This window comes from Algiphilus sp. (genome assembly GCF_965216485.1).
In the GTDB taxonomy this organism is placed as follows: domain Bacteria; phylum Pseudomonadota; class Gammaproteobacteria; order Nevskiales; family Nevskiaceae; genus Algiphilus.
Window position 1 is genome coordinate 1,887,236 of record NZ_OZ244162.1, and the last position, 19,565, is coordinate 1,906,800.

The following is a 19,565-nucleotide window of genomic DNA, read 5'->3' on the forward strand; positions in this document are numbered from 1 at the left end:
TCTACGACATTATCGCCCGATTGGACCCAGGCTTGCCACATGTAGAGGCGAAGAATTCTGCGCCCGGGTGACCAGCGTCGGCAGTGTGACCGGCACGAAGGCCTGCGCAGCCCGCGCTGTTGCGCGATCTGGCAAACACAGGAAGCAGGCACTTCCGCTTCCACTGAGTTGGGGACGGGTGTTGCTTTCGACGCGTTCGGCGGCCTGCGCCAGTGCATCGAGGGTCTCGCCGACCTGCGGGGCGAGTGTGCGCGCCACCGGCTCAAACACGTTGCGACAGCGACCCGCGGCGAAGTCATCCATTGTTACCGGTTTCGCTGCACGTTCCAGCGTAGGGTGGGCGAAGGCCTCTGTGGTGGAGACGGTGCAATCGGGCATGGCCAGCAGCAGCCAGGGCTCGTCCGGGGCAACCGGCGTCAGCTCTTCGCCGACTCCCTCGGCCCAACTGGCTCGGCCTTGGATGAATATCGGGACATCCGCACCCAGATCGAGCCCGATCCGGGCCAGCGTGGCCGTATCCAGTCGGCAGTTCCACAGCGTATTGAGCGCGATCAGCGTGGTGGCGGCATCGCTCGAGCCGCCCCCGAGTCCGGAACCCATCGGAATGCGCTTGTGTACGGCAATGTCGACGCCGTGCGGTGCGCCGGTCGCGGCGCGCAGTGCGCGGGCGGCGCGCAGCACCAAGTCGTCGTCTTCGGGAATGGTCGCGGTATCACCTTGGCGCTGGAGTACACCATCGCGGCGCACCCGAAAGCTCAGCTCGTCGCCCCAGCCAAGAAACTGGAACAGGGTTTGCAGGTTGTGGCGACCATCGGGGCGCCGGCCCGTGATGTGCAGAAAGCGGTTGATTTTGGCAGGCGCGGGCCAGCGCGCCGCGCCGAATGCGCCCAGTCTGTCTGCGGCCTCAGTCTCCATTCCTTTCAATGTCGCGCCAGCGCGCAATGCGCAGCAGGGCACTCTGCTCCCCGGTAACGAAACGGATGCGGCTCGGCAACCACAGCCCTTCCTCCTGTGGCTCGTAGGCTTCGTAGTGGATGTGCCATCCGGCCTGCTCCAGAACGGCGAGCTGGCCGGCGTCGTTATAGGCATAGCGTGCCAGCCGACCGGGCATCGGGCGTCCCACTGCCCAGAATCGTAGTCCTGCGATCGGGAGTTGCCAACCCAATTGCTGCTGCATCCATGCTTCCGGTTGGGTGGTGATGATGCGCGTGTCGCCGTCGCGGATGGTGACCGCTGAAGGCGTCCCCGAAAGGGCGATCGCACCACTGCCAAAGGGGCCGGAGGCGCGCGCAGAGAACTGCTCGCCGCGTTGCCGCCAGAACAGCGTGGCGGAGCCGACGCCACCCTCGCTCAAGCGTCCGTCGATGACGAAGGCCGTAATCTCGCGAATGGTAGAGAAGTGCACCAGCCACGCGTCGCTTCGGTCGACGCGTGCGGGTGGCATCGAGGTGGTGGCGCAGGCCGACAGCAGCAAGGTCAGCACCCAAGCGCCGCTCGCGCGCCTGAACAATCTCACTGCAAAAGGCGCTGGGTGGTTTCTTGGAGCGTGGCGTCGTTCGGATGCTCGGCCAGCGCGGCTTCGAGCAGCGTGCGGGCCCGCTCCCGTTCTCCCAAGACCCACAACACTTCGCCGAGATGGGCGGCCACTTCGGGGTTGGGGTAGGTCGCATAGGCCCGTTCGAGATAGGCCAGGGCTTCCTTCGGCTGCCCCTGCTTGAACAGGACCCAGCCGAGGCTGTCGATGATGGCGGGATCATCCGGGGCAATGGCGAGGGCCCGCCGGATGAAGCGCTCGGCCTCCTGCAGGCGCTGGCCGCGGATTGCCAGCATATAACCCAGGGCGTTCAGCGCCGCGGCATTGTCGGCATCCTCGTCGATGAGTGCCCGCAACACGCGCTCCGCGGCATCCATGCGGCCGGCCTGTTCCAGCGCCAGAGCATAGTTGTAGCGCAGTTCGGAATGGTCCGGGTAGGCCGACAGCGCCTGTTCGAGTAATGACACGGCTTCCTCGAAGGCGCCGGCTCGGTATAGCATCTCGCCTTCGGCGGCGAGCAGGCGCGCAGCCATGCCGGGATTCTCGCGCCGCAGCCGGTCAAGCCGCTCGCGTGCGGCGGTCAGGTCTCCGCTCTCGGCGTCAATCTGCGCCAGCCGAAGTTCGGCCCGCAACAGATCGCCGGCTTCTGCGGCCGTGTTGAACCATTGCCGTGCCGCATCCCTTTCGCCCCGCGACTGCGCCAGCACACCCAGCTGATAGCTGATTTCCGCGCGGTCGCCCTCTTCAGCGGCAAGCGCACGCTGCAGGTAGTCTTCGGCGGCCGAGGGATCGCCCTGCTCGCGGGCAATGGTGCCAAGACTGAGCAGGGCGTCGGCATCGCCCGGTTCCGCCGCCAGCAAAGCCTCCAGCTGCGATCGTGCCTCGGCAAAGGCACCGTTCTGGCGGAGCAGCTGGGCAAAGTCGCGGCGCAGCGCAACCGGTTCCTCGACGGTGTTGATGCGCGACTCGACCGCATCGATCGCGCTGGCGGCATCGCTGCCCCGCAACAGTGTGCCGGCCAGCAGGAGCAGATGACGGTTCTCGATCTCCGGCGCGTCCAGCGCCACGGCGCGCTCAATGGCGGCACGGGCGCGGTCGAAGCGCTCGTAGTTATAGGCCAGCAATCCCAGTGCGAACCAGGCTTCGGGGTCATCGCGACTGATCTGCTCGATATGCGTCTGCACGACATCCAGTGCAAGGCTGTGCGCCTGCTGGACATCGCCGAGGGCGCGTACAACGGGGCGGTAGCCGGGGGCGCCTTCGTCCTGCGCGGACTGAACGACCTGCTCCAGGTGACGGCGCGCCATCTCGGCATCTCCCGCATCAACCGCCAGTCGCAGCAGCAATGCGTGGCTCTGGGACGGGGAGTCGCCGGTGTCCTGCCAAAGCTGAGCGAGCTCGTAGGCAAGATCCTCGCGCCCGGCGGCCAGGGCCTCCCGCACACCGCGGCGCGCGATGTCGGGCTCGTTGTAGAGCGCGGCGGCGCGTAGGAAAGCCAGCGCAGCCGTTTCATGCTGGCCTCGGGCAGAGGCCAATTCGGCGATCAACAGCTGCTCGGTGAAGGTGGCGCGTTTCGGATCGGGGACCGGTGTCGCCTCGGCCACGCGTGCCGAGAGAGCATCGTTGAGGCGTTCGTGGCGGGATTCCTCCGTGGGCACCTGACCAGGCAGTGTTGCGCAACCACCGCTGGTCAGCAGGAGAATACCGCCCGCCAGCCATACCAGCGCGCGCCTGAGGTTGAGGGATCGAGTCGTGCAGGACATTGCGAAAAAGGATACCGGAGTCGGTGGCTGGTCTTTGTCGTTGGCCGCTCGCGGCAATGCGTAGAACCCCTGCTTGAGATGCCAAGGCGGGTCGCCGACAATGGCGCGGAGATACGGAAGCTTATATGGCCCTGATCGCGCTCGGTTTGAGCCACCACAATGCGCCGGTAGAAGTGCGCTCGCAACTCGCCTTTACGGATACCGAGGCAGCGGACGCGCTCGTGCGCCTGCGCGCACGCGGCGGGATCGAGGAGGCCGCGCTGCTGTCGACCTGCAACCGCACGGAGGTCCTCGGTGTGCTGGAGCCCTCCGCCGAGCACCTGATCGCCGAATGGTGGGCGGCGGAGCGCGGCATGAAGCCCGAGCAGCTCAGCAGCTATCTGCGCGTGCACCGCGACCTCGGCGCGGTCCGGCACAGCCTGCGCGTCGCCTCCGGGCTGGATTCCCTGGTGATCGGCGAGCCGCAGATCCTGGGACAGATGAAACAGGCCTATGCCGTCGCAGAGGCATCGCGCACCGCTGGCCCGATCCTGCTCCGCCTTTTCCAGCACGCCTTTTCCGTCGCGAAACTGGTGCGCAGCCAGACCGAGATCGGCGCCCATCCGGTCTCTGTGGCCTACGCAGCCGTACAGATGGCTAAGCGCATCTTCACCGATCTGCGCGAGCAGACCGCGGTGCTCATCGGCGCCGGAGAAACGATCCAGCTCATCGCCCGGCACCTGCGCAGCCAGGGCGTGACGCGCATCATCGTGGCCAATCGAACGATCGCCAAGGCCGAGCATCTGGCGCGCGAGGTCCATGGCTACGCGATCGCGCTGGCGGATCTTCCGGAGCGCCTTTCGGATGCGGATCTGCTGGTGGCCAGTACCGCGAGTCGCGAGCCGGTGGTGGGCGTGGATGCCATCCGCCACGCCTTGGTGCGGCGCCGCCACAAGCCGATGTGCATGATCGATCTGGCCGTGCCGCGCGATATCGATACCCGCGCCTCCGGACTGGACGACGTTTTTCTGTATACGGTGGATGATCTGCGCCAGATCATTGCCCAGAACATGGGGCTTCGACAGCAGGCCGCCGAGCAGGCCGAGGCTCTGGTGGCGGATCGCGCCGATGCCTTCAATCAGTGGCTGGAAAGCCGCGAAGTGGCCGGCACCATCCGCGCCCTGCGCGGGCGTGCCGCCGAACAGCGCGACGAGGTATTGACGCTGGCGCGCCGCAAGCTCGCGGCGGGCGATGACCCCGACGAGGTACTGCATCATGCCCTGCGTGCGCTCACCAACCGGCTCGCGCACGCGCCCTCTCGTTCACTGCGGCACGCCGACCCGGTGGAGCAGGCGCTGCTCAAGTCCGCTGCGCGTAAACTCTTCGACCTTCCCGAAGACTGAAGAGGGCGGGAAACCGCCGTGAGTCGCCTGTAATGAGCCCCAATCTGCTGGAGAAAATCCGTCGTCTTGCTGATCGCCGTGAGGAGGTCGAAGCGGAATTGTCTTCGCCCGAAGTTGCCGAGGACGCCCAGCGTTACGCGCGCCTTGGCCAGGAATACGCACGGCTCGAGGCGCTCAGCGAGCGCTATGGCGAATGGGCCCGCCTGGGCGAGGAAGTGACGAATCTCGAGCAGCTGCTGAGCGATCCGGAAATGGCGGAGATGGCGCGCGAGGACCTCGACAGCGCGCATGCGCGCCGCGAAGTCTTGGAGCAGGAGCTCTTGAGCTATCTGGTGCCGCCGGACAGTCGCGACCAGGCCAATGTCTTTCTAGAAATCCGGGCTGGCACCGGCGGCGACGAGGCGGCACTGTTCGCGGGCGATCTGTTCCGCATGTATTCGCGCTATGCCGAGACGCAGAGCTGGCGCGTCGAGATCCTGTCGCAGAGCGACGGCGAGCACGGCGGCTTCAAGGAAGTCATTGCCCGCGTGGAAGGCGCCGACGTTTTCGCGCGCCTCAAGTTTGAGTCCGGTGGCCACCGCGTGCAGCGCGTGCCGGAAACCGAGGCGGGTGGCCGCATCCATACCTCTGCAGCGACGGTGGCCGTGATGCCCGAGCAGAAGGAAATGGAGGCCATCGAGATCAATCCCAACGATCTGCGCGTGGATACCTACCGTTCCAGCGGCGCGGGAGGCCAGCACGTCAACAAGACGGATTCCGCGGTACGTCTGACGCATCTGCCGACCGGCATCGTTGTGGAATGCCAGCAGGAGCGCAGTCAGCACAAGAACCGTGCGCGCGCCATGGCGTTCCTGCAGGCGCGGCTGGAAGAAGCCGAACGCAGCAAGCGCCAGGCCAGCGAAGCCGCCACGCGGCGTCAGCTGGTGGGAAGCGGGGATCGCTCGGAGCGCATCCGCACCTACAACTTTCCGCAGGGCCGGGTCACCGACCACCGCATCAATCTCACCCTCTATCAGCTGGACCGGGTCATGGCCGGCGAGTTGGATCTGGTCATCGACCCGCTGTGGGCGGAGTACCAGGCCGACCAGCTGGCCGCGCTTTCCGAATCGGCGGATAGCTGATGTCCGTGTCAGCTTTGGGGCGTGCCGGCCTCCCGCTTTGGTGAGCGACCCGGAGTCCGGCAGCAGGGCCACCATCGCTGCGCTGCTTCGCGCGGCGCGGGCGCAACTGGCCGAGCGCTCGGATAGCGCTGCACTGGATGCGGAAGTGCTACTGGCAGCGGCCCTCGGCAAGCCGCGTAGCTTTCTCTACGCCTGGCCGGATCACGAGCCAACCACCTCCGTGCGCGCACGTTTCGAGGACGCGCTCACGGCGCGCTCCAGCGGTACGCCGGTGGCCTATACCCTCGGGGTTAAGGAATTCTTCGGCATCGATCTGGCGGTGGATCCGAGTGTGCTGATCCCGCGCCCCGATACAGAGACTTTGGTGGAGTGCGCCATCGAGCGTATCCCGCCGGACGCCGTGGTGGTGGACTTGGGGACAGGCAGTGGGGCAGTAGCGGTGGTACTGGCGCGCGAGCGTCCTGATTGTCGAATGATGGCCACTGACCGCTCGTTTCAGGCCTTGCGCGTGGCGCAGGGCAATGGGCGGCATCACGCCTGTCGCGTGAACTGGCTGTGCGCGGACTGGACCGCGGCACTCGCGGCCCAGAGCGTGGATGCACTGGTCAGCAATCCGCCCTATGTCGCCGAGGGTGACCCGCACCTGGCCGCCCTGGCCGCGGAGCCAGCCAGCGCCCTGGTGTCCGGCCCTGATGGGCTGGATGCCATTCGCGCCATCATCGGCGACGCAGGCCGTGTGTTGCGGCCGGGTGGCTTGCTGTTGCTGGAACACGGTTGGGATCAAGCGGAAGCCGTGCGCGCGTTATTGAGCGACGCCGGCTTCGAGGCGGTCGAGAGTGTGATGGATCTGAACGGGCATGAACGGGTGAGCGTTGGACAGCGCGCCGTTGGTGCCCTCCGATGACAAGTGAGGAGCACGTGGGAACTCAACGCGAAGCAGACCCTGGGGAGACGCCAGCCATCGTGCTGCCGCGCCGTATCGCCATCCAACTGATGCACCAAGCGCAGAAACAGCCGGACCAGGAGGTTTGTGGCCTGATCGCCGAAGGCGGTGGTGGCGAGAAACGCATCTATCCCATTCGGAACGCCGCTGCCGCGCCGGAGCGGGCCTTCGAGATGGATGCAGAGGCGCTGGTGGCCGCCCATCGCCGGATGCGCGAAGCCGGGCAGCAGCTGTGGGCGATCTATCACTCCCATCCGCACGGTGATGCCACGCCCTCGACTGCCGATCTGCGCGAAAGCGGACACCCGGAAGCGATCCAGATCATCGTCTCGCTGGATATCCGTGGGGTGCTGCAACTGCGCGCCTGGCGCTTCGGCGATGACGGGCCGCGCGAGCAGCGGCTGATTGTCAGCGATGAATGAGCGACGCCGTCGCTGCCCTCGCTAGAATGTGATGTTCCACTGTTGAGCAAGGACCTACGCGCCATGCGGCTGTCGCAAATGCTTGTGCCCACCACCCGCGAGACGCCTGCCGAGGCGGAACTGGTTTCGCATCAACTGATGCTGCGCGCGGGGTTGATTCGCCGTCTGGGCTCGGGGCTCTATACCTGGATGCCGATGGGCCTGCGCGTCCTGCAGAAGATCACCGCCATCGTGCGCGAGGAAATGAATCGCGCCGGCGCGCAGGAGGTCCTGATGCCGTCGGTGCATCCGGCCGAGCTGTGGCAGGCCAGCGGTCGCTGGGAGCAGATGGGCTCGCTGATGCTGCGCCTGAAGGACCGCCACAAGCGCGATTTCTGTTACGGGCCCACGCACGAGGAGGTCGTGACCTACCACGTCAAACAGGACGTGCGTTCGTGGAAGCAGCTGCCGCTGAACCTCTACCAGATCCAGACCAAGTTCCGCGACGAGATTCGCCCGCGCTTCGGGCTCATGCGCGCCCGCGAATTCATCATGAAGGACGCCTATTCCTTCCATATGGACAGCGCCGATCTGGCGCGTGAGTACGCCGGCATGCGCGTGGCCTACCAGCGCATCTTTGATCGACTGGGGGTCGATTACCGCATCGTGCAGGCCGACACGGGTGATATCGGCGGCACCGCCTCGGAAGAGTTCCATGTGGTGGCCGGCGCGGGAGAGGATCTGCTGGCGGTCTCGGACGGCAGCGACTTTGCTGCCAACATCGAGGCCGCTGCCTGCGGCACGACGCTGACGCGTCCAGAGGCAAGCCAGGAAGCACAGGATGTCGCCACCCCGGGGCGCTCAACCTGTGCCGCGGTGGCCGAACTGCTCGCGATCCCACTGGAGCAGGCCCTGAAGCTGGTCGTGGTCGAAGGCAGCGACGGCAATCTGGTCGCGCTGGCGCTGCGGGGTGACCACGAACTCAACGAGATCAAGGCGGAGCGGCATCCCGCCGTGGCGGCGCCGCTGCAGTTGGCCGAGGGGGCACGCATCCAGTCCGTATTCGGCTGCGAGCCCGGCTTTCTCGGGGTGCGCAATTGCCCCGTCCCGGTCATTGCCGACCATGCGGCCGCGGTTCTGGCGGACTTCGTCTGCGGCGCCAACCGCCACGACTTCCACACCACCGGGGTCAACTGGGGCCGCGATTGCCCGGAGCCGGCGGTGGCCGATCTGCGCAACATCGCCGAAGGCGACCCCAGCCCGGATGGCCAGGGGCGCATTCGCTTCCTGCGCGGCATCGAGGTCGGTCACATCTTCCAGTTGGGCGACAAGTACGCCCGTGCCATGGAGTTGACCGTGCTCGACGCTGACGGGGCATCGGTCACGCCGCAGATGGGGTGCTATGGCATCGGGGTGTCGCGTATCGCCGCAGCCGTGGTGGAGCAGTGCCACGACGAACAGGGCATCCGCTGGCCGCAGGCCATCGCGCCCTTTGCACTCGTCATCTGCCCTATTGGCATGGACCGCTCGGAGGCCGTGCGCGAGGCGGCGGAGCGGCTCTACGCCGATGCGCAGGCCGCCGGCGTCGAGGTGCTGCTCGATGACCGTGGACTGCGGCCCGGCGTCATGTTTGCCGACAGCGAACTGCTCGGCATCCCGCACCGCGTGGTCATTGGCGACAAGGCACTCGCCGACGACCAATATGAGTACCGCCATCGCAGTGACAGCGAGGCAAAGCGCATTTCTTCGGATCATGCCGCGCTCCTGGATCGCATACGCGCTGGCTAGCAGCCTGCTGCTGGCGAGCGGCGGCGTGCGGGCGACAGAGGCCGCGCCGCCGGTCTCGCCGGAGTTGCGCGCTGCCCTGATGGAGGCAGTGAGCGCGTCGGACAGCTTTGCGCATCCCTTCGATGCCGAGGTGTGGCTGCTCGATATGGCACAGCGTCTCGAAGTCTTTGTCCCGGACCGCCAGCGGCGCCTGGAGTGGCTGCGCCTGATCCACGCCGAGGCCACGCGTGCCGGTGTCCCACCCGAAATGGTGCTGGCGGTGATCGAGGTGGAGTCGCGCTTTGAACGCTTTGCGTTGTCGCACGCTGGCGCGCGCGGCCTGATGCAGGTCATGCCCTTCTGGCTGGAGGAGCTGGGTCGGCCGCAAGACAACCTCTTCGATGTGGCCACCAACCTGCGCTACGGCTGCACCATTCTCAGTCACTACTACCAGCGTTCCGAAGGGCGATGGCACGAGGCCCTTGCGCGCTATAACGGCAGCTTCGGCAAGTTGTGGTACCCCGACCGCGTGTTCAAGGCCCTGGACGCCCGCTGGTACGCCCGCTGACGCGGACTGGTCGCCAACCCGGGGGCGTGGCAGGCTAGCGTCAACGCAGTGGTCGCGGCACGGGAGAGGGCGATGGCGAGATGGCTGCTTCGAAGCCTGTTGGTGGTGGGCGGTGTGGGCGTCTCGGTCGTCGCCGCTGCGTACATCGTGTTGTGGGCGAGTCGGCCGCGGTTGGAGGGCGCGCTGCCCTTGCGCGGGCTGGACGCGGCGGTGAGCGTCGAGCGCGATGCGCAAGGCGTGCCCACGGTCACGGCTCAAAGTCGCGCTGATCTTGCACGCGCGACGGGCTTCCTGCACGCACAGGAGCGCTTCTTCCAGATGGATCTGGCGCGGCGGGGCGGCGCCGGGGAGCTCGCGGCTCTGGTTGGGGCCAAGGCCCTGCCCCTGGATCGCCAGCGTCGAATTTTTTTGCTGCGCAAGCGCGCGCGGGGCTGGATCCGACAGTTGCCCGCCGAGGAGCAGGCGCTGCTGTTCGCGTACCGGGACGGTGTCAACGCCGGCCTGGAGCAGCTTCGGGCGGATCCCATGGAATACCTGTTGCTGGGGCAGAACCCGCAACCGTGGGCCGTGGAAGACACCTTTCTGGTAGCGGCTGCGATGTTCTTCCTGCTGACCGATGAACACGCCGAGCGTGCCCTCAAGCTGGCGCGCATGGAGACCGTGCTACCCGCTGGGCTGGTGGACTTTCTGGTGCCCACGCGCACACCGTGGGATGCACCGCTGCAGGGGAAGGCGGTGCCCATGCCGCCGATACCCGGGGCGGAGGCACTGGATCTGCGCAGCCTGCCCAGTGCCCTGTTCTCGGGCGAGCCCGCCTCGACGCGGCGCCTGTCCGGGCTGGGCAGCAACAACTTCGCGGTGGCAGCGGCCCATACCGCCACCGGGGCGGCCCTGGTCGCCGGCGACATGCATCTTGGACTGGATCTGCCCAACACCTGGTATCGCATGCGCCTGCGCATTCCAGGCAATGCGGACGCGCAAGCGGCGGAGCGTCTGGACCTGATTGGGGTGACACTGCCGGGTCTGCCGCTGATGGTGGCCGGCTCCAACGGCCATGTCGCCTGGACCTTCACCAACAGCTACGGCGCCTGGTCCGAGCGCGTGGTGCTCGAACTCGCCGAGGGAGGCTATCGCGCTCCCGCGGGGGTGGAGCCCTTTGTGCGCAGCGAGCAGACGCTGGAAGTGGCCGGCGCCGATGATGAAGTCCTGGTCGTCGAGAGCACGCGCTGGGGGCCGGTGGTGGAAGGCGCCACCGCCGATGAACGCCATGCCGTGCGCTGGCTGGCGGCGCAGCAGGGCGCCGTCAATCTCGACGTTCTGGGCATGGAATCCGCGCGCAGCCTGGAAGACGCCGTGCGAGTGCTCAATGGCGCTGGGCTTCCGCCGCAGTCGGCGCTGGTAGCGACCCGGGATGGCCGTATCGGCTGGACACTCGCTGGCCGGATACCGGACCGGGGTGGAACGGCGGCGGTGCGGCCCCTGCCCTGGGAGCAGGCGGGGGAGTGGCGCGGCTGGCTCACGGACGACGACTATCCGCGCCTGCTCGATCCAGCCGGCGGACGCCTTGCGACCGCCAATGCTCGTCTGCTGGATGGCGCCGATCTCGACCGCGTGGGGGATGGCGGATACGCCTTCCCGGCGCGCCAGCAACGCCTGATGGAGGTCGTGGAGACGACCGCCGCTCCCGTCGATGCCGCTGCGGCGCTGGCGATACAGACCGATGTCGAGAACCACTATCTGGCGCACTGGCAGCGGCTGCTGCGGGAATTGCTCGACGCGCCGGATGCCGAGAACTACCCGTGGCGCGACAGCGTACGTGCGCTGCTCGACGACGGCGTGCCCATGGCACGCGTCGACAGTGCGCGTTACGCCCTGCTAAGGCGCTGGAACCAGCGCGTCAGCGATCAGGTGCTGCACGCTGTTGCGGCACCTATTCGAGCGCGCTATCCGGACTTCGTAGTGGATTTTCCGGCCAGCCAGGCCGCGGTGTGGGCCTTGATCACGACACAGCCGCCCCATCTGCTCGACCCGCGCTATGCCAGCTGGTCCGCGCTGCTACTTGACGCCCTCGACGTGGTTATCGGGCGCGGCGAGGGGGCCGTGGCGCAAAGGCCATGGGGCCGGATCAATCAGCTCGATATGCGTCATCCGCTCAGCCGCGCCGTACCGGCGCTGGCCGCCTTGCTGGATATGCCGCCGGTGGCGCTGCCGGGTGACCGCGACGTAGTCCGCGTACAGGGGCCGCGCTTTGGGGCGTCGCAGCGCCTGGCCGTCATGCCAGGGCGGGAGGCGGAAGGCATTTTCCACATGCCGGGCGGGCAGAGCGGCCACCCCCTGTCGCCGCATTACCGGGCGGGGCATGACGACTGGGTACGGGCGCGTCCGAGCCCGCTGTTACCGGGTGCCACCGTCAGCCGCCTGCGTTTGCAGCCGCCGTCATGAGCATGCCATGGCCCATGCCACTCGCTGCGCCCAGATGTGTAATGCTTTGGCTTGCTTTAGGCTTAGGCCTTTACCAGACCAACCGGGGGCTGCCGTGATCAACGCGCTGAACGGCGCGCCGGCGGGCGGGTCTGCCAGAACAATGAATGCGGGAGAACGGGAGGTTCCATGCGCCAACTAAGCATTGTGTCCATTGCCGGTTTGCTGGGGGCAAGCGCTGCATTCAGCGCCACGGCCCAGGTGGGCGAGGAGGGCATGTCGCCCTTTTCGGCGATTGATGCCTATCTGACCTACACGGCCCTGGAAAGCGACATCAGCGAACAGGGTGTCGATGATTCCGACATCGGCGCCGGCATGCGGCTGCGCATGGGGCTGGGCAGTCTGCTCTTCGTCGAAGGCGCCTTTCAGAGCGTGAACATCGACAACGCCGAGCAGCGCGACGGCACGACACCGGAAGGTTCCTCACGGCGGTTGCGCGAACAGTACTTCGATGGCGGTATCCGCTATGGCATTGGCGAGAACGATGTCATTACGCCCTTCCTGTCGGTGGGTAATTTCGATACCGAGGTCCGCGTGATCGGTGCCAGTGGGGCCACGGCAAACGAGAGCAGCTCCAGCATTTCCTACCGCGGTGGCGTCAACTGGGTGGTCATCCCCAATCTGCACGTGGCGGCCACCTATCGCATGGCCAATGAGTTCGATTTCGGCGAGCTTGAGGAAATTCTCGGCAGCGTAGCCTTCCAGATCAGCAATTCCTTTGCGGTCATCGGTGAGTACCGTATGGCCGAATACGATCTCGACGAGGGCGGCGACTACACCGCGGACGACATTCGTCTCGGATTCCGCTACAGCTTCCGCGGCCCCGAGGGCGATCCTTTCTACTGATCGGAGCACACAGGGTGGCGCGTTCCGCACGGCGGTTGCTGGTGTTGTACTACTCTCGAAACGGCGGCACTGCCCTGCTGGCGCGCGAAGTGGCGCGGGGTGTGGAGCGTGTCAAGGGTTGCGAAGCACTCCTGCGCTCGGTGCCGGCGGTATCGCCGGATACCGAGGCCTCGGCGCCTGAGGTCCCCGAGGATGGCCCGCCCTATGCTAGCCACGAGGAGCTCGCTGCCTGCGATGGGCTGCTGCTCGGCAGCCCGACGCGCTTCGGCAACATGGCGGCACCGCTGAAATATTTCCTGGACGGTACCGCCTCGCTGTGGATGTCGGGTGCGCTCAGCGGCAAACCTGCCGGTGTCTTTACTTCGACAGCGAGTCTGCACGGCGGACAGGAAAGCACCTTGTTGAGCATGCTCCTTCCATTGATGCACCACGGCATGGTGGTAGCCGGCCTGCCCTATTCGGAGCCGGCACTTACTGGCACGCGCTCAGGCGGTACGCCCTACGGGGCTTCGCATTGGGCCGGCCAGCAAGGTCGGGCGCTTGACGATGACGAAACGGCACTGGCGCAAGCCCTGGGCCAGCGCGTCGCGGAGCTCGCCGTACGCCTTGCCTGAAGGCATCGCCCACATGCACGAGCGAAGGCAGCATGAAGCAATTGGCAGATCATGAAGTGACGCAAGGCACGCCCGGGGCGGAGCGCACGCTCACGCCAGCGATGGGCGTCTGGGCGCTGGGCCTGGCCCTGATGGTGGCGATGCTTGCGGTATTGGTGAGCAACGGACCCATCGGCTGGGTGGCCGCTGCGCCCCTGATCCTCTTCCTGCCGTGGCTGGTGCGTCGCAGCAGTTATGCGCACGCCTTGATGAGTCTGATCATCGTGGGCTACATCGGTATTGGCCTCGTCTTCCGGGACCAGGGTGGACTCCTGGTCGCCTGTCTGGGCGCTGCGCTGTTCCTGAGCAGCACTACCTATGTGCGCTTTGCAGCGGTGGAGCGGCGGCGCGCGGCGGCCAGAGCGGCGGCGCATCGCGCGGGCGAAGACGCGGCCTGAGCCGCGCCTAGCGCGCGCCCAGCACCGAACGCGCGAAGGGCGCCGTGATGCGGTTGCGTTTCGCAGCCAGGGCCGCCACATCCAGGCGCTGAAGGGCTTGGTCGAGATGACCGGGATCCCGCGGCAGGTGGCGCAGTAACCAGTCCGAGGCACCCGCGGCCAACTCAAGCCCCCGCTCGTCGGCACGTTGCTGCAGCCAGTGCGCCAATGCGGTCTCATCGGGTGGCCGCAGACGGAAGGCCGTGCCCTGTGACAGTCGCGTCTGCAGATCGCGCAGAACCTCGGGCAGCGCAGCGACATCAAGACGCGCACTGACCACGGTCGGCAGGCGCTCCCCACTGCGGCGATCCAGCACACGGGCGAAGGTAATGGCCGCTTCGCGTGCATTGGCCAGGGCGGTCACGTCGTCGACGCCTAGCCAGGGCACCGTATCGGAGCCGTCGAGCAATGCCTCCGGATGTTCGGCGATATCCCTCGCCTCAAGATAGCGGGCACCCGCAATCTCGCGCGCCCGCCCGCGCAGCAGGTGGGTCTTTCCGCTGCCGGTTGGGCCACTCAGGTAGAGCAGCCCGGCATGATGACGCAAGGCGTGCAGGGCCTCGCCGTTGTCGCCCACAACGAAGCGGTCCAGGGTCGGGCTGCTGCGTTGCGCGACGGCGAGCGGGAGCTGTTCGGGCACGGTCGCTTCAGTCCTCGCCGGGGCCTGCGTAGAGCGGGCTGTGCAGCCAGCGCTGCTTGGTGTGGCGCAGCAGTACGGCGATGCCGGCCGAGGCCGGCAGTGCCAGCAGCACACCAACGAAGCCGAAGAGCTGGCCACCGGCGAGAATGGCAAAGATCACGGCCACCGGGTGCAGTCCGATGCGATCCCCGACCAGCAGCGGCGTCAGCACGGCCGTTTCGAGGATCTGTCCGATCCCGAAGACGAGCAGAACCCAGATCACGGGCAGCAGGGCCTGCTCCTGGAAGAGCATGGCGATGACCGCGGCGGTCAGGCCTACGAAGAGACCGAGGTAGGGCACGAAACTGACCAGTCCGGCGCCGATGCCGATGAGGAGTGCGAGATCCAGGCCGGCAAGCCACAACCCGGTGGTGTAGATCACTGCCAGTGAGGCCATGACCGCGAGTTGCCCGCGCAGAAAGGCGGCGAGGACGGCATCCGTTTCGCGCGCGATCTCGCGCACTTTTCCGATCATGCGCCGTGGAATCATGGCATCGAGCCAGGCCAGCAGGCGGTCCCAGTCGCGCAGCAGATAGAAGGTGACCACCGGCACCATCAGCACGTTGACCACCAGTGTCAGCAAGGTGCCGGTTGAGCGTGTGGCGTGCAGCAGAATCTCGCGCACGATGCTGCCGGCTTGCTCCCAGTTTTCCTTGACCAAGTTGCGCAGGCTGTCCGCATCGATGCGCCCGCCTTCTGGAATCTGCACGCCCACAGCCGGGAGCACCACGTCCTGTGCCCACTGCAGGTATTCCGGAACCCGCTGCAGAAAGACCTGAACCTGCTGCTGCAGCAGCGGAATCAGCAATGCGGTCACCAGCAGGGTTCCCAGGGTGATGACCGTGAACACGACGGTGACTCCCGTGGTGCGCGACATCCGCCAGCGCTCCAGGCGGTCGACGATGGGGTCGCCCAGATAGGCCAGCGCGGCACCCAGGACGAAGGGCAGGAGAATGGGAGTGAGCAGCCAGAGCAGGATCAGCAGGGCGATCCCGGCGCTGATCCAGATCAGGGTTTCGGCGCGGTGCTCGGTCATGGGGCTCGGCTCTGGGAGGAGTGGCATGCCGGGGCGCGAAGGGCGGCGGCGCGATGGCGGTACAGCCTGCAATAATATCGCCACCACTCCCTGACCAGCTGAGACGCATCCAGGTATGACCCAATCCTCCATGACCTACCGCGACGCCGGTGTGGATATCGACGAAGCCGATGCGCTGGTTGAAGACATCAAACGCCTGGCAGCACCCACGCAGCGGCCCGAGACCTTGGGTGCGGTGGGCGGATTCGGCGCGCTGATGCGAATTCCCAAGGGCTACAAGGATCCGGTGCTGGTGTCCGGCACGGACGGTGTGGGCACCAAGCTGCGTCTTGCCATCGACAGCGAGCGTGTGCGTGGCCTGGGCGTTGACCTCGTCGCCATGTGCGTCAACGACATCCTTTGTCTGGGTGCGGAACCGCTGTTCTTCCTGGATTACTACGCCACGGGCGTGCTCGATCGCAAGGTTGCCGCCGAGGTGGTGGCCGGCATCGCCGATGGCTGCACCCAGGCGGGGTGTTCTCTGATCGGCGGCGAGACGGCGGAAATGCCGGGGATGTACGGCAGCGGGGATTTCGATCTGGCCGGCTTTGCGGTGGGCGTGGTGGAGGCGGACGGCATCGTCGACGGCCGTCAGCGCGTACGCGCCGGAGACGTGCTGATCGGCTTGCCCTCCTCCGGTCTGCACGCCAACGGCTATTCGCTGGTGCGCGCCATTCTTGCACGCCACGGCGCCAGCCTGGACGAGGTGCTGGACGGCGAGACGCTGGGCGATCATCTGCTCAAGCCCACGCGCATTTACTGCGCGCCCGTGCGCGATCTGCTGGCCAAGGTGCCGGTGCACGGCATGGCCCACATCACCGGCGGCGGCCTGACCGAGAATGTACCGCGCTTTCTGCCCGAGGGCTGCGGCGTGCGCATCGACCCGGACGCCTGGAAGCGCCCCGCACTCTTCGACTGGCTGGCCGAGGCCGGCAATGTCGAGCCGCTGGAAATGCTGCGTACGTTCAACTGCGGCATTGGTTTCGTGCTCGCGGTGCCGGCAGAGCGCGTCGACGACGCGCTGGCCTGCCTGCGCGATGCGGGCGAGGCGCCGGTGGTGATCGGCGCCGTCGAGGAAAACGCCGAGCAGAGCGTCCGCTACAGCGCATGACGGCACGTCTGTGCGTGCTCGTCTCCGGGCGTGGCCGAAATCTGCGCGCCCTGCATGCCGCCTGTACGGACGGCCGCATCGATGGATGCGTCACCCGGGTGGTATGCAATCAGCCACAGGCGGCGGCGCTAGACTTCGCCGAGCAGGCGGGTATCGAGTGCCAGGTACTGGACCATCGCGGGTTTGCCACACGCGCTGGATTCGACGCCGCGCTTGCTGACACGGTCGAGGCAGTGCAGCCGGACTGGGTCATCCTCGCCGGCTTCATGCGTGTCCTCGGCGGCGCCTTCGTGCAGCGCTTTGCGGGCCGCATGCTGAATATCCACCCCTCATTGCTGCCGCGCCACCGGGGCTTGCATACCCATCGTTGCGCTCTGGCGGCGGGGGATGCCGAGCACGGCGCCAGCGTGCACTTCGTGACCGACGAACTGGATGGCGGACCGGTGATCGTTCAGGGGGCATGCAGGGTGCACCCGGATGATGACGAAGCAGGCTTGGCGGAACGCGTCATGTCGGACATCGAACTGCGCATCTACCCGCAGGCGGTGGCCTGGGCCTGTGCCGGACGCGTGCAATGCCGCCAGAGCACTGTGTACTTCGACGGTGCGCCGCTGCGCGCACCGCTGGACATGACGGCTCTAGAGGAAGGCTTCTGATGATGCGTATTCAACGTTGGGTACAAGCAGCCACGCTCGCTGCGGCGGCCTCGGGGCCGGGCGGTGCGGTGGGCGCGGCCGGTGATCCAGTGCAGGCGCTGCCCACCTTCACCGCAGTCTACACCGCGACCTGGAACGGAATCCGGCTGGGCGAGATCACCCTCGAGCTGCAACGCGAGGGCACCTACTGCTATCGCTATCACTCGACCGCCAAGCCGCGCGCCATGGTGCGCGTCTTCTACGGAGAACCCGAGGAAATCAGCCATTTCTGTCTGATTGACGGGCAGGTCCGCCCGGTGCGTTTCCAGTTCAAGCACGGCGACGAGAGCTTCGAGCTCGATTTCGACGCGGTCAAGGGCGAGGTGCGCGGCGCCGGGCAGACACGCACGATGCCGAACAATGCGCAGGACCGCTTCGGTATGCACCAGGCCGTGCGCGCCTGGGTCATGCAGCAGGCGCCGGAACCGCCGGAGGGGCAGTACACCTTCACTATGGTCGAGGACGACCGCATGCGCGAATACACGCTGGAAGTGAAGGGCGAGGAGTCCGTGAAGGTCCCTGCAGGCCGCTACGATGCCTTCCTTATTGGGCGCATCGAGACCGATCGCATCAGCCGCTACTGGGTGGCGCCGGACGCCGGTTATATGCCGGTGAAGGTGGAATCCGGCAAGGATGGCAAGGTGCAGCTACGCATGGAGCTGCAGCAGTACACAGCGCACGATGACGGCTGACGCCTAAGGTCACAGTTCCATGCGATGGCGGTCATCTCAGGCCGCGATGCGTCCTTCCTGGCGCAGCTTGTGCAGGTGGGATTCCACGTTGACGCGCGCCAGCGGCATCAGGAAGGGCGGCGTACTGTCGCCGTAGATCTGCTCGACGATGCGCTCGATGCTCTCGCCAGCGTCGTACAGGCTCGCCACCTGCTGTTCGCGCATTTCGCGGTGGGCGAGAGTGGCCTGCAGCTTCCAGGTGCCTCCCATGGCCATGCCATGGGAGGGAATGATGACCATGGGATCGAGGGCGATGATGCGCTCGAGCGAAGCGAAGTACTGCGCCATGTCACCTTCGTCACCGCCCACGACGACCGTTCCCACGCCCTGGATGAGATCGGACACCAGTGACCAGGCGCGCGATGCCGCCGTCGGCGCCAGTTGGCCGGCATCGTGCCCGGGCACCGCGATGGCGTGTACCGCTTCACCCTGCCAGGTCGCGATGCGGTCGCCGTCGGCAACGCACTCCACGGTGAGGCCATCGAACCACTGCGCCCCCTCGCGCGCGGCAATGCGCGCGCGGGTGTCGGCGGAGCAGCGCAGCGGCACCTCATGCCTGCGCGCCAGCACATTGGCGCGCTCGCAGTGGTCGGGGTGATGGTGTGTGAGGAAGATCGCATCCAGCGGCCAGCCGGCGATGGCCTTCTCCAGGCGCTGCAGCTCGGCATCGGAGGCCGGCGAGGGGTCGATCAGCAACCCGCTGCCAACGATATAGACGCAGTTGGTGTGCTGGGCGGGCGGAATGGTGTGCGAGCGTACCGGCAGGATACGCAGGCCACCCACCGGCTCGACATAGGCAATACGATCCGCCGGCTCGAAGTCGCGGGACAGGTCGGGCGCGCGGTGCGCCGTGGGGTCAGCGGCCAGTGCCTGCAGGATGGCCACCGTGGGTGGCGCGCACAGCAGGCGGCCTTCGCGCCAGGCATCCACCCATTCCTCGGGAGTGTGCCACTGCGCGTCGCTGATCTCGCCGGGTTCCAGGGTCAGGTCTGGCCGGATGCGCAGGTCGACCCGGTAGAAATGCGTGGCAAAGCGGTGGGTGGCCACCGATGGGGTGGTGGCTGCGCCGATCTCGGCCATATCGGCCACCAGGTGGTCGGCCAGCATGGTCGGAAGATCGATTCCGATTTCCTCATGCACCTCGCGCGCCATGGCGCGCTGCCGCGCCAGTGCGATGTCCTCGCCATCGATTCGGTCGGCCGCGTCGACCTTGCCACCGGGGAAGGCCCAGTAGCCGGGAAAGGCGGAGAGATGGGCGTGGCGCTGAACCAGCAACACCCGGCCTTCGTGCAGGAGGACGGCCGCGGCCGCGTCGTGGATCTTGGCCGTCATGGGGCGGCGCAGCGCAGGGAGCGAGGGCGTTCAGTCATGTGACAAA

Annotated in this window: 19 protein-coding genes; 13 read left to right on the plus strand and 6 right to left on the minus strand. The window is 66.8% G+C overall.

Going from position 1 to position 19,565, the window contains the following annotated elements; all coding sequences use genetic code 11:
- Positions 1 to 9: 9 nt before the first annotated feature.
- Genes ispE through ACOOFO_RS08710 form a run of 3 tightly spaced genes read right to left on the minus strand, consistent with a single transcriptional unit; the run spans position 10 to position 3,297 of the window.
- Positions 10 to 915: a 4-(cytidine 5'-diphospho)-2-C-methyl-D-erythritol kinase gene (gene ispE, locus ACOOFO_RS08700; protein WP_420426391.1), complete on the minus strand. Its 906-nt coding sequence runs from the start codon at positions 913 to 915 to the stop codon at positions 10 to 12.
- Positions 905 to 1,483 carry a lipoprotein insertase outer membrane protein LolB gene (gene lolB, locus ACOOFO_RS08705; protein ID WP_420426392.1) on the minus strand — a complete coding sequence of 193 codons (579 nt, stop codon included), beginning with the start codon at positions 1,481 to 1,483 and terminating at the stop codon, positions 905 to 907. Before lolB ends, ispE begins: the two co-directional genes overlap by 11 nt.
- A 29-nt stretch (positions 1,484 to 1,512) precedes the next feature.
- Positions 1,513 to 3,297 carry a tetratricopeptide repeat protein gene (locus ACOOFO_RS08710; protein WP_420426393.1) on the minus strand — a complete coding sequence of 595 codons (1,785 nt, stop codon included), beginning with the start codon at positions 3,295 to 3,297 and terminating at the stop codon, positions 1,513 to 1,515.
- Positions 3,298 to 3,422: 125 nt separating this feature from the next.
- On the opposite strand from ACOOFO_RS08710, the gene hemA reads away from it, so the two are divergent.
- From hemA to ACOOFO_RS08760, 10 genes are all read left to right on the plus strand, one after another.
- Positions 3,423 to 4,679 carry a glutamyl-tRNA reductase gene (gene hemA, locus ACOOFO_RS08715; RefSeq protein ID WP_420426394.1) on the plus strand — a complete coding sequence of 419 codons (1,257 nt, stop codon included), beginning with the start codon at positions 3,423 to 3,425 and terminating at the stop codon, positions 4,677 to 4,679.
- A gap of 32 nt (positions 4,680 to 4,711) precedes the next feature.
- Positions 4,712 to 5,800 carry a peptide chain release factor 1 gene (prfA, locus tag ACOOFO_RS08720; protein WP_420426395.1) on the plus strand — a complete coding sequence of 363 codons (1,089 nt, stop codon included), beginning with the start codon at positions 4,712 to 4,714 and terminating at the stop codon, positions 5,798 to 5,800.
- Between the two features lie 40 nt (positions 5,801 to 5,840).
- A complete protein-coding gene (gene prmC, locus ACOOFO_RS08725; RefSeq protein ID WP_420426396.1) occupies positions 5,841 to 6,704 on the plus strand; it encodes a peptide chain release factor N(5)-glutamine methyltransferase in 864 nt (287 codons plus the stop codon).
- Between the two features lie 14 nt (positions 6,705 to 6,718).
- The gene (locus tag ACOOFO_RS08730; protein ID WP_420426397.1) at positions 6,719 to 7,165 is read left to right on the plus strand and encodes a Mov34/MPN/PAD-1 family protein; all 447 of its coding nucleotides are present in this window, start codon (positions 6,719 to 6,721) and stop codon (positions 7,163 to 7,165) included.
- A gap of 63 nt (positions 7,166 to 7,228) precedes the next feature.
- The gene (locus tag ACOOFO_RS08735) at positions 7,229 to 8,932 is read left to right on the plus strand and encodes a proline--tRNA ligase (protein ID WP_420429704.1); all 1,704 of its coding nucleotides are present in this window, start codon (positions 7,229 to 7,231) and stop codon (positions 8,930 to 8,932) included.
- Complete coding sequence (locus ACOOFO_RS08740; protein WP_420426398.1) at positions 8,898 to 9,479, plus strand: lytic transglycosylase domain-containing protein; 582 nt, start codon at positions 8,898 to 8,900, stop codon at positions 9,477 to 9,479. The genes ACOOFO_RS08735 and ACOOFO_RS08740 overlap by 35 nt, the downstream gene beginning before the upstream one ends.
- A gap of 72 nt (positions 9,480 to 9,551) precedes the next feature.
- Positions 9,552 to 11,921, plus strand: a complete 2,370-nt coding sequence (locus ACOOFO_RS08745) for a penicillin acylase family protein (protein WP_420426399.1) — start codon at positions 9,552 to 9,554, stop codon at positions 11,919 to 11,921.
- Positions 11,922 to 12,089: 168 nt separating this feature from the next.
- Positions 12,090 to 12,806: a hypothetical protein gene (locus ACOOFO_RS08750; RefSeq protein WP_420426400.1), complete on the plus strand. Its 717-nt coding sequence runs from the start codon at positions 12,090 to 12,092 to the stop codon at positions 12,804 to 12,806.
- Between the two features lie 14 nt (positions 12,807 to 12,820).
- Entirely contained in the window at positions 12,821 to 13,420 is a 600-nt protein-coding gene (gene wrbA, locus ACOOFO_RS08755) for an NAD(P)H:quinone oxidoreductase (protein ID WP_420426401.1), read from the plus strand.
- 32 nt (positions 13,421 to 13,452) lie between these two features.
- Positions 13,453 to 13,857 (plus strand): hypothetical protein, encoded by a 405-nt coding sequence (locus ACOOFO_RS08760; protein ID WP_420426402.1) that lies wholly within the window; start codon positions 13,453 to 13,455, stop codon positions 13,855 to 13,857.
- Positions 13,858 to 13,864: 7 nt separating this feature from the next.
- On the opposite strand, the gene ACOOFO_RS08765 is transcribed toward ACOOFO_RS08760, so the two are convergent.
- Both ACOOFO_RS08765 and ACOOFO_RS08770 read right to left on the minus strand, forming a co-directional pair.
- Complete coding sequence (locus ACOOFO_RS08765) at positions 13,865 to 14,536, minus strand: HdaA/DnaA family protein (RefSeq protein ID WP_420426403.1); 672 nt, start codon at positions 14,534 to 14,536, stop codon at positions 13,865 to 13,867.
- A 7-nt stretch (positions 14,537 to 14,543) separates the two neighbouring features.
- On the minus strand, positions 14,544 to 15,611 hold the full coding sequence (locus tag ACOOFO_RS08770; protein ID WP_420426404.1) for an AI-2E family transporter: 1,068 nt from the start codon (positions 15,609 to 15,611) through the stop codon (positions 14,544 to 14,546).
- A gap of 115 nt (positions 15,612 to 15,726) precedes the next feature.
- On the opposite strand from ACOOFO_RS08770, the gene purM reads away from it, so the two are divergent.
- From purM to ACOOFO_RS08785, 3 genes are read left to right on the plus strand one after another with little or no spacing between them, the layout of a single operon-like run.
- Positions 15,727 to 16,761, plus strand: a complete 1,035-nt coding sequence (gene purM / locus ACOOFO_RS08775; protein ID WP_420426405.1) for a phosphoribosylformylglycinamidine cyclo-ligase — start codon at positions 15,727 to 15,729, stop codon at positions 16,759 to 16,761.
- Positions 16,758 to 17,417 (plus strand): phosphoribosylglycinamide formyltransferase, encoded by a 660-nt coding sequence (gene purN / locus ACOOFO_RS08780; RefSeq protein ID WP_420426406.1) that lies wholly within the window; start codon positions 16,758 to 16,760, stop codon positions 17,415 to 17,417. The genes purM and purN overlap by 4 nt, the downstream gene beginning before the upstream one ends.
- Entirely contained in the window at positions 17,417 to 18,148 is a 732-nt protein-coding gene (locus ACOOFO_RS08785) for a DUF3108 domain-containing protein (protein ID WP_420426407.1), read from the plus strand. The genes purN and ACOOFO_RS08785 overlap by 1 nt, the downstream gene beginning before the upstream one ends.
- Before the next feature lie 36 nt (positions 18,149 to 18,184).
- Here ACOOFO_RS08785 and ACOOFO_RS08790 read toward each other — a convergent pair whose 3' ends face one another.
- Positions 18,185 to 19,519: an MBL fold metallo-hydrolase gene (locus ACOOFO_RS08790; protein ID WP_420426408.1), complete on the minus strand. Its 1,335-nt coding sequence runs from the start codon at positions 19,517 to 19,519 to the stop codon at positions 18,185 to 18,187.
- Positions 19,520 to 19,565: the final 46 nt, after the last annotated feature.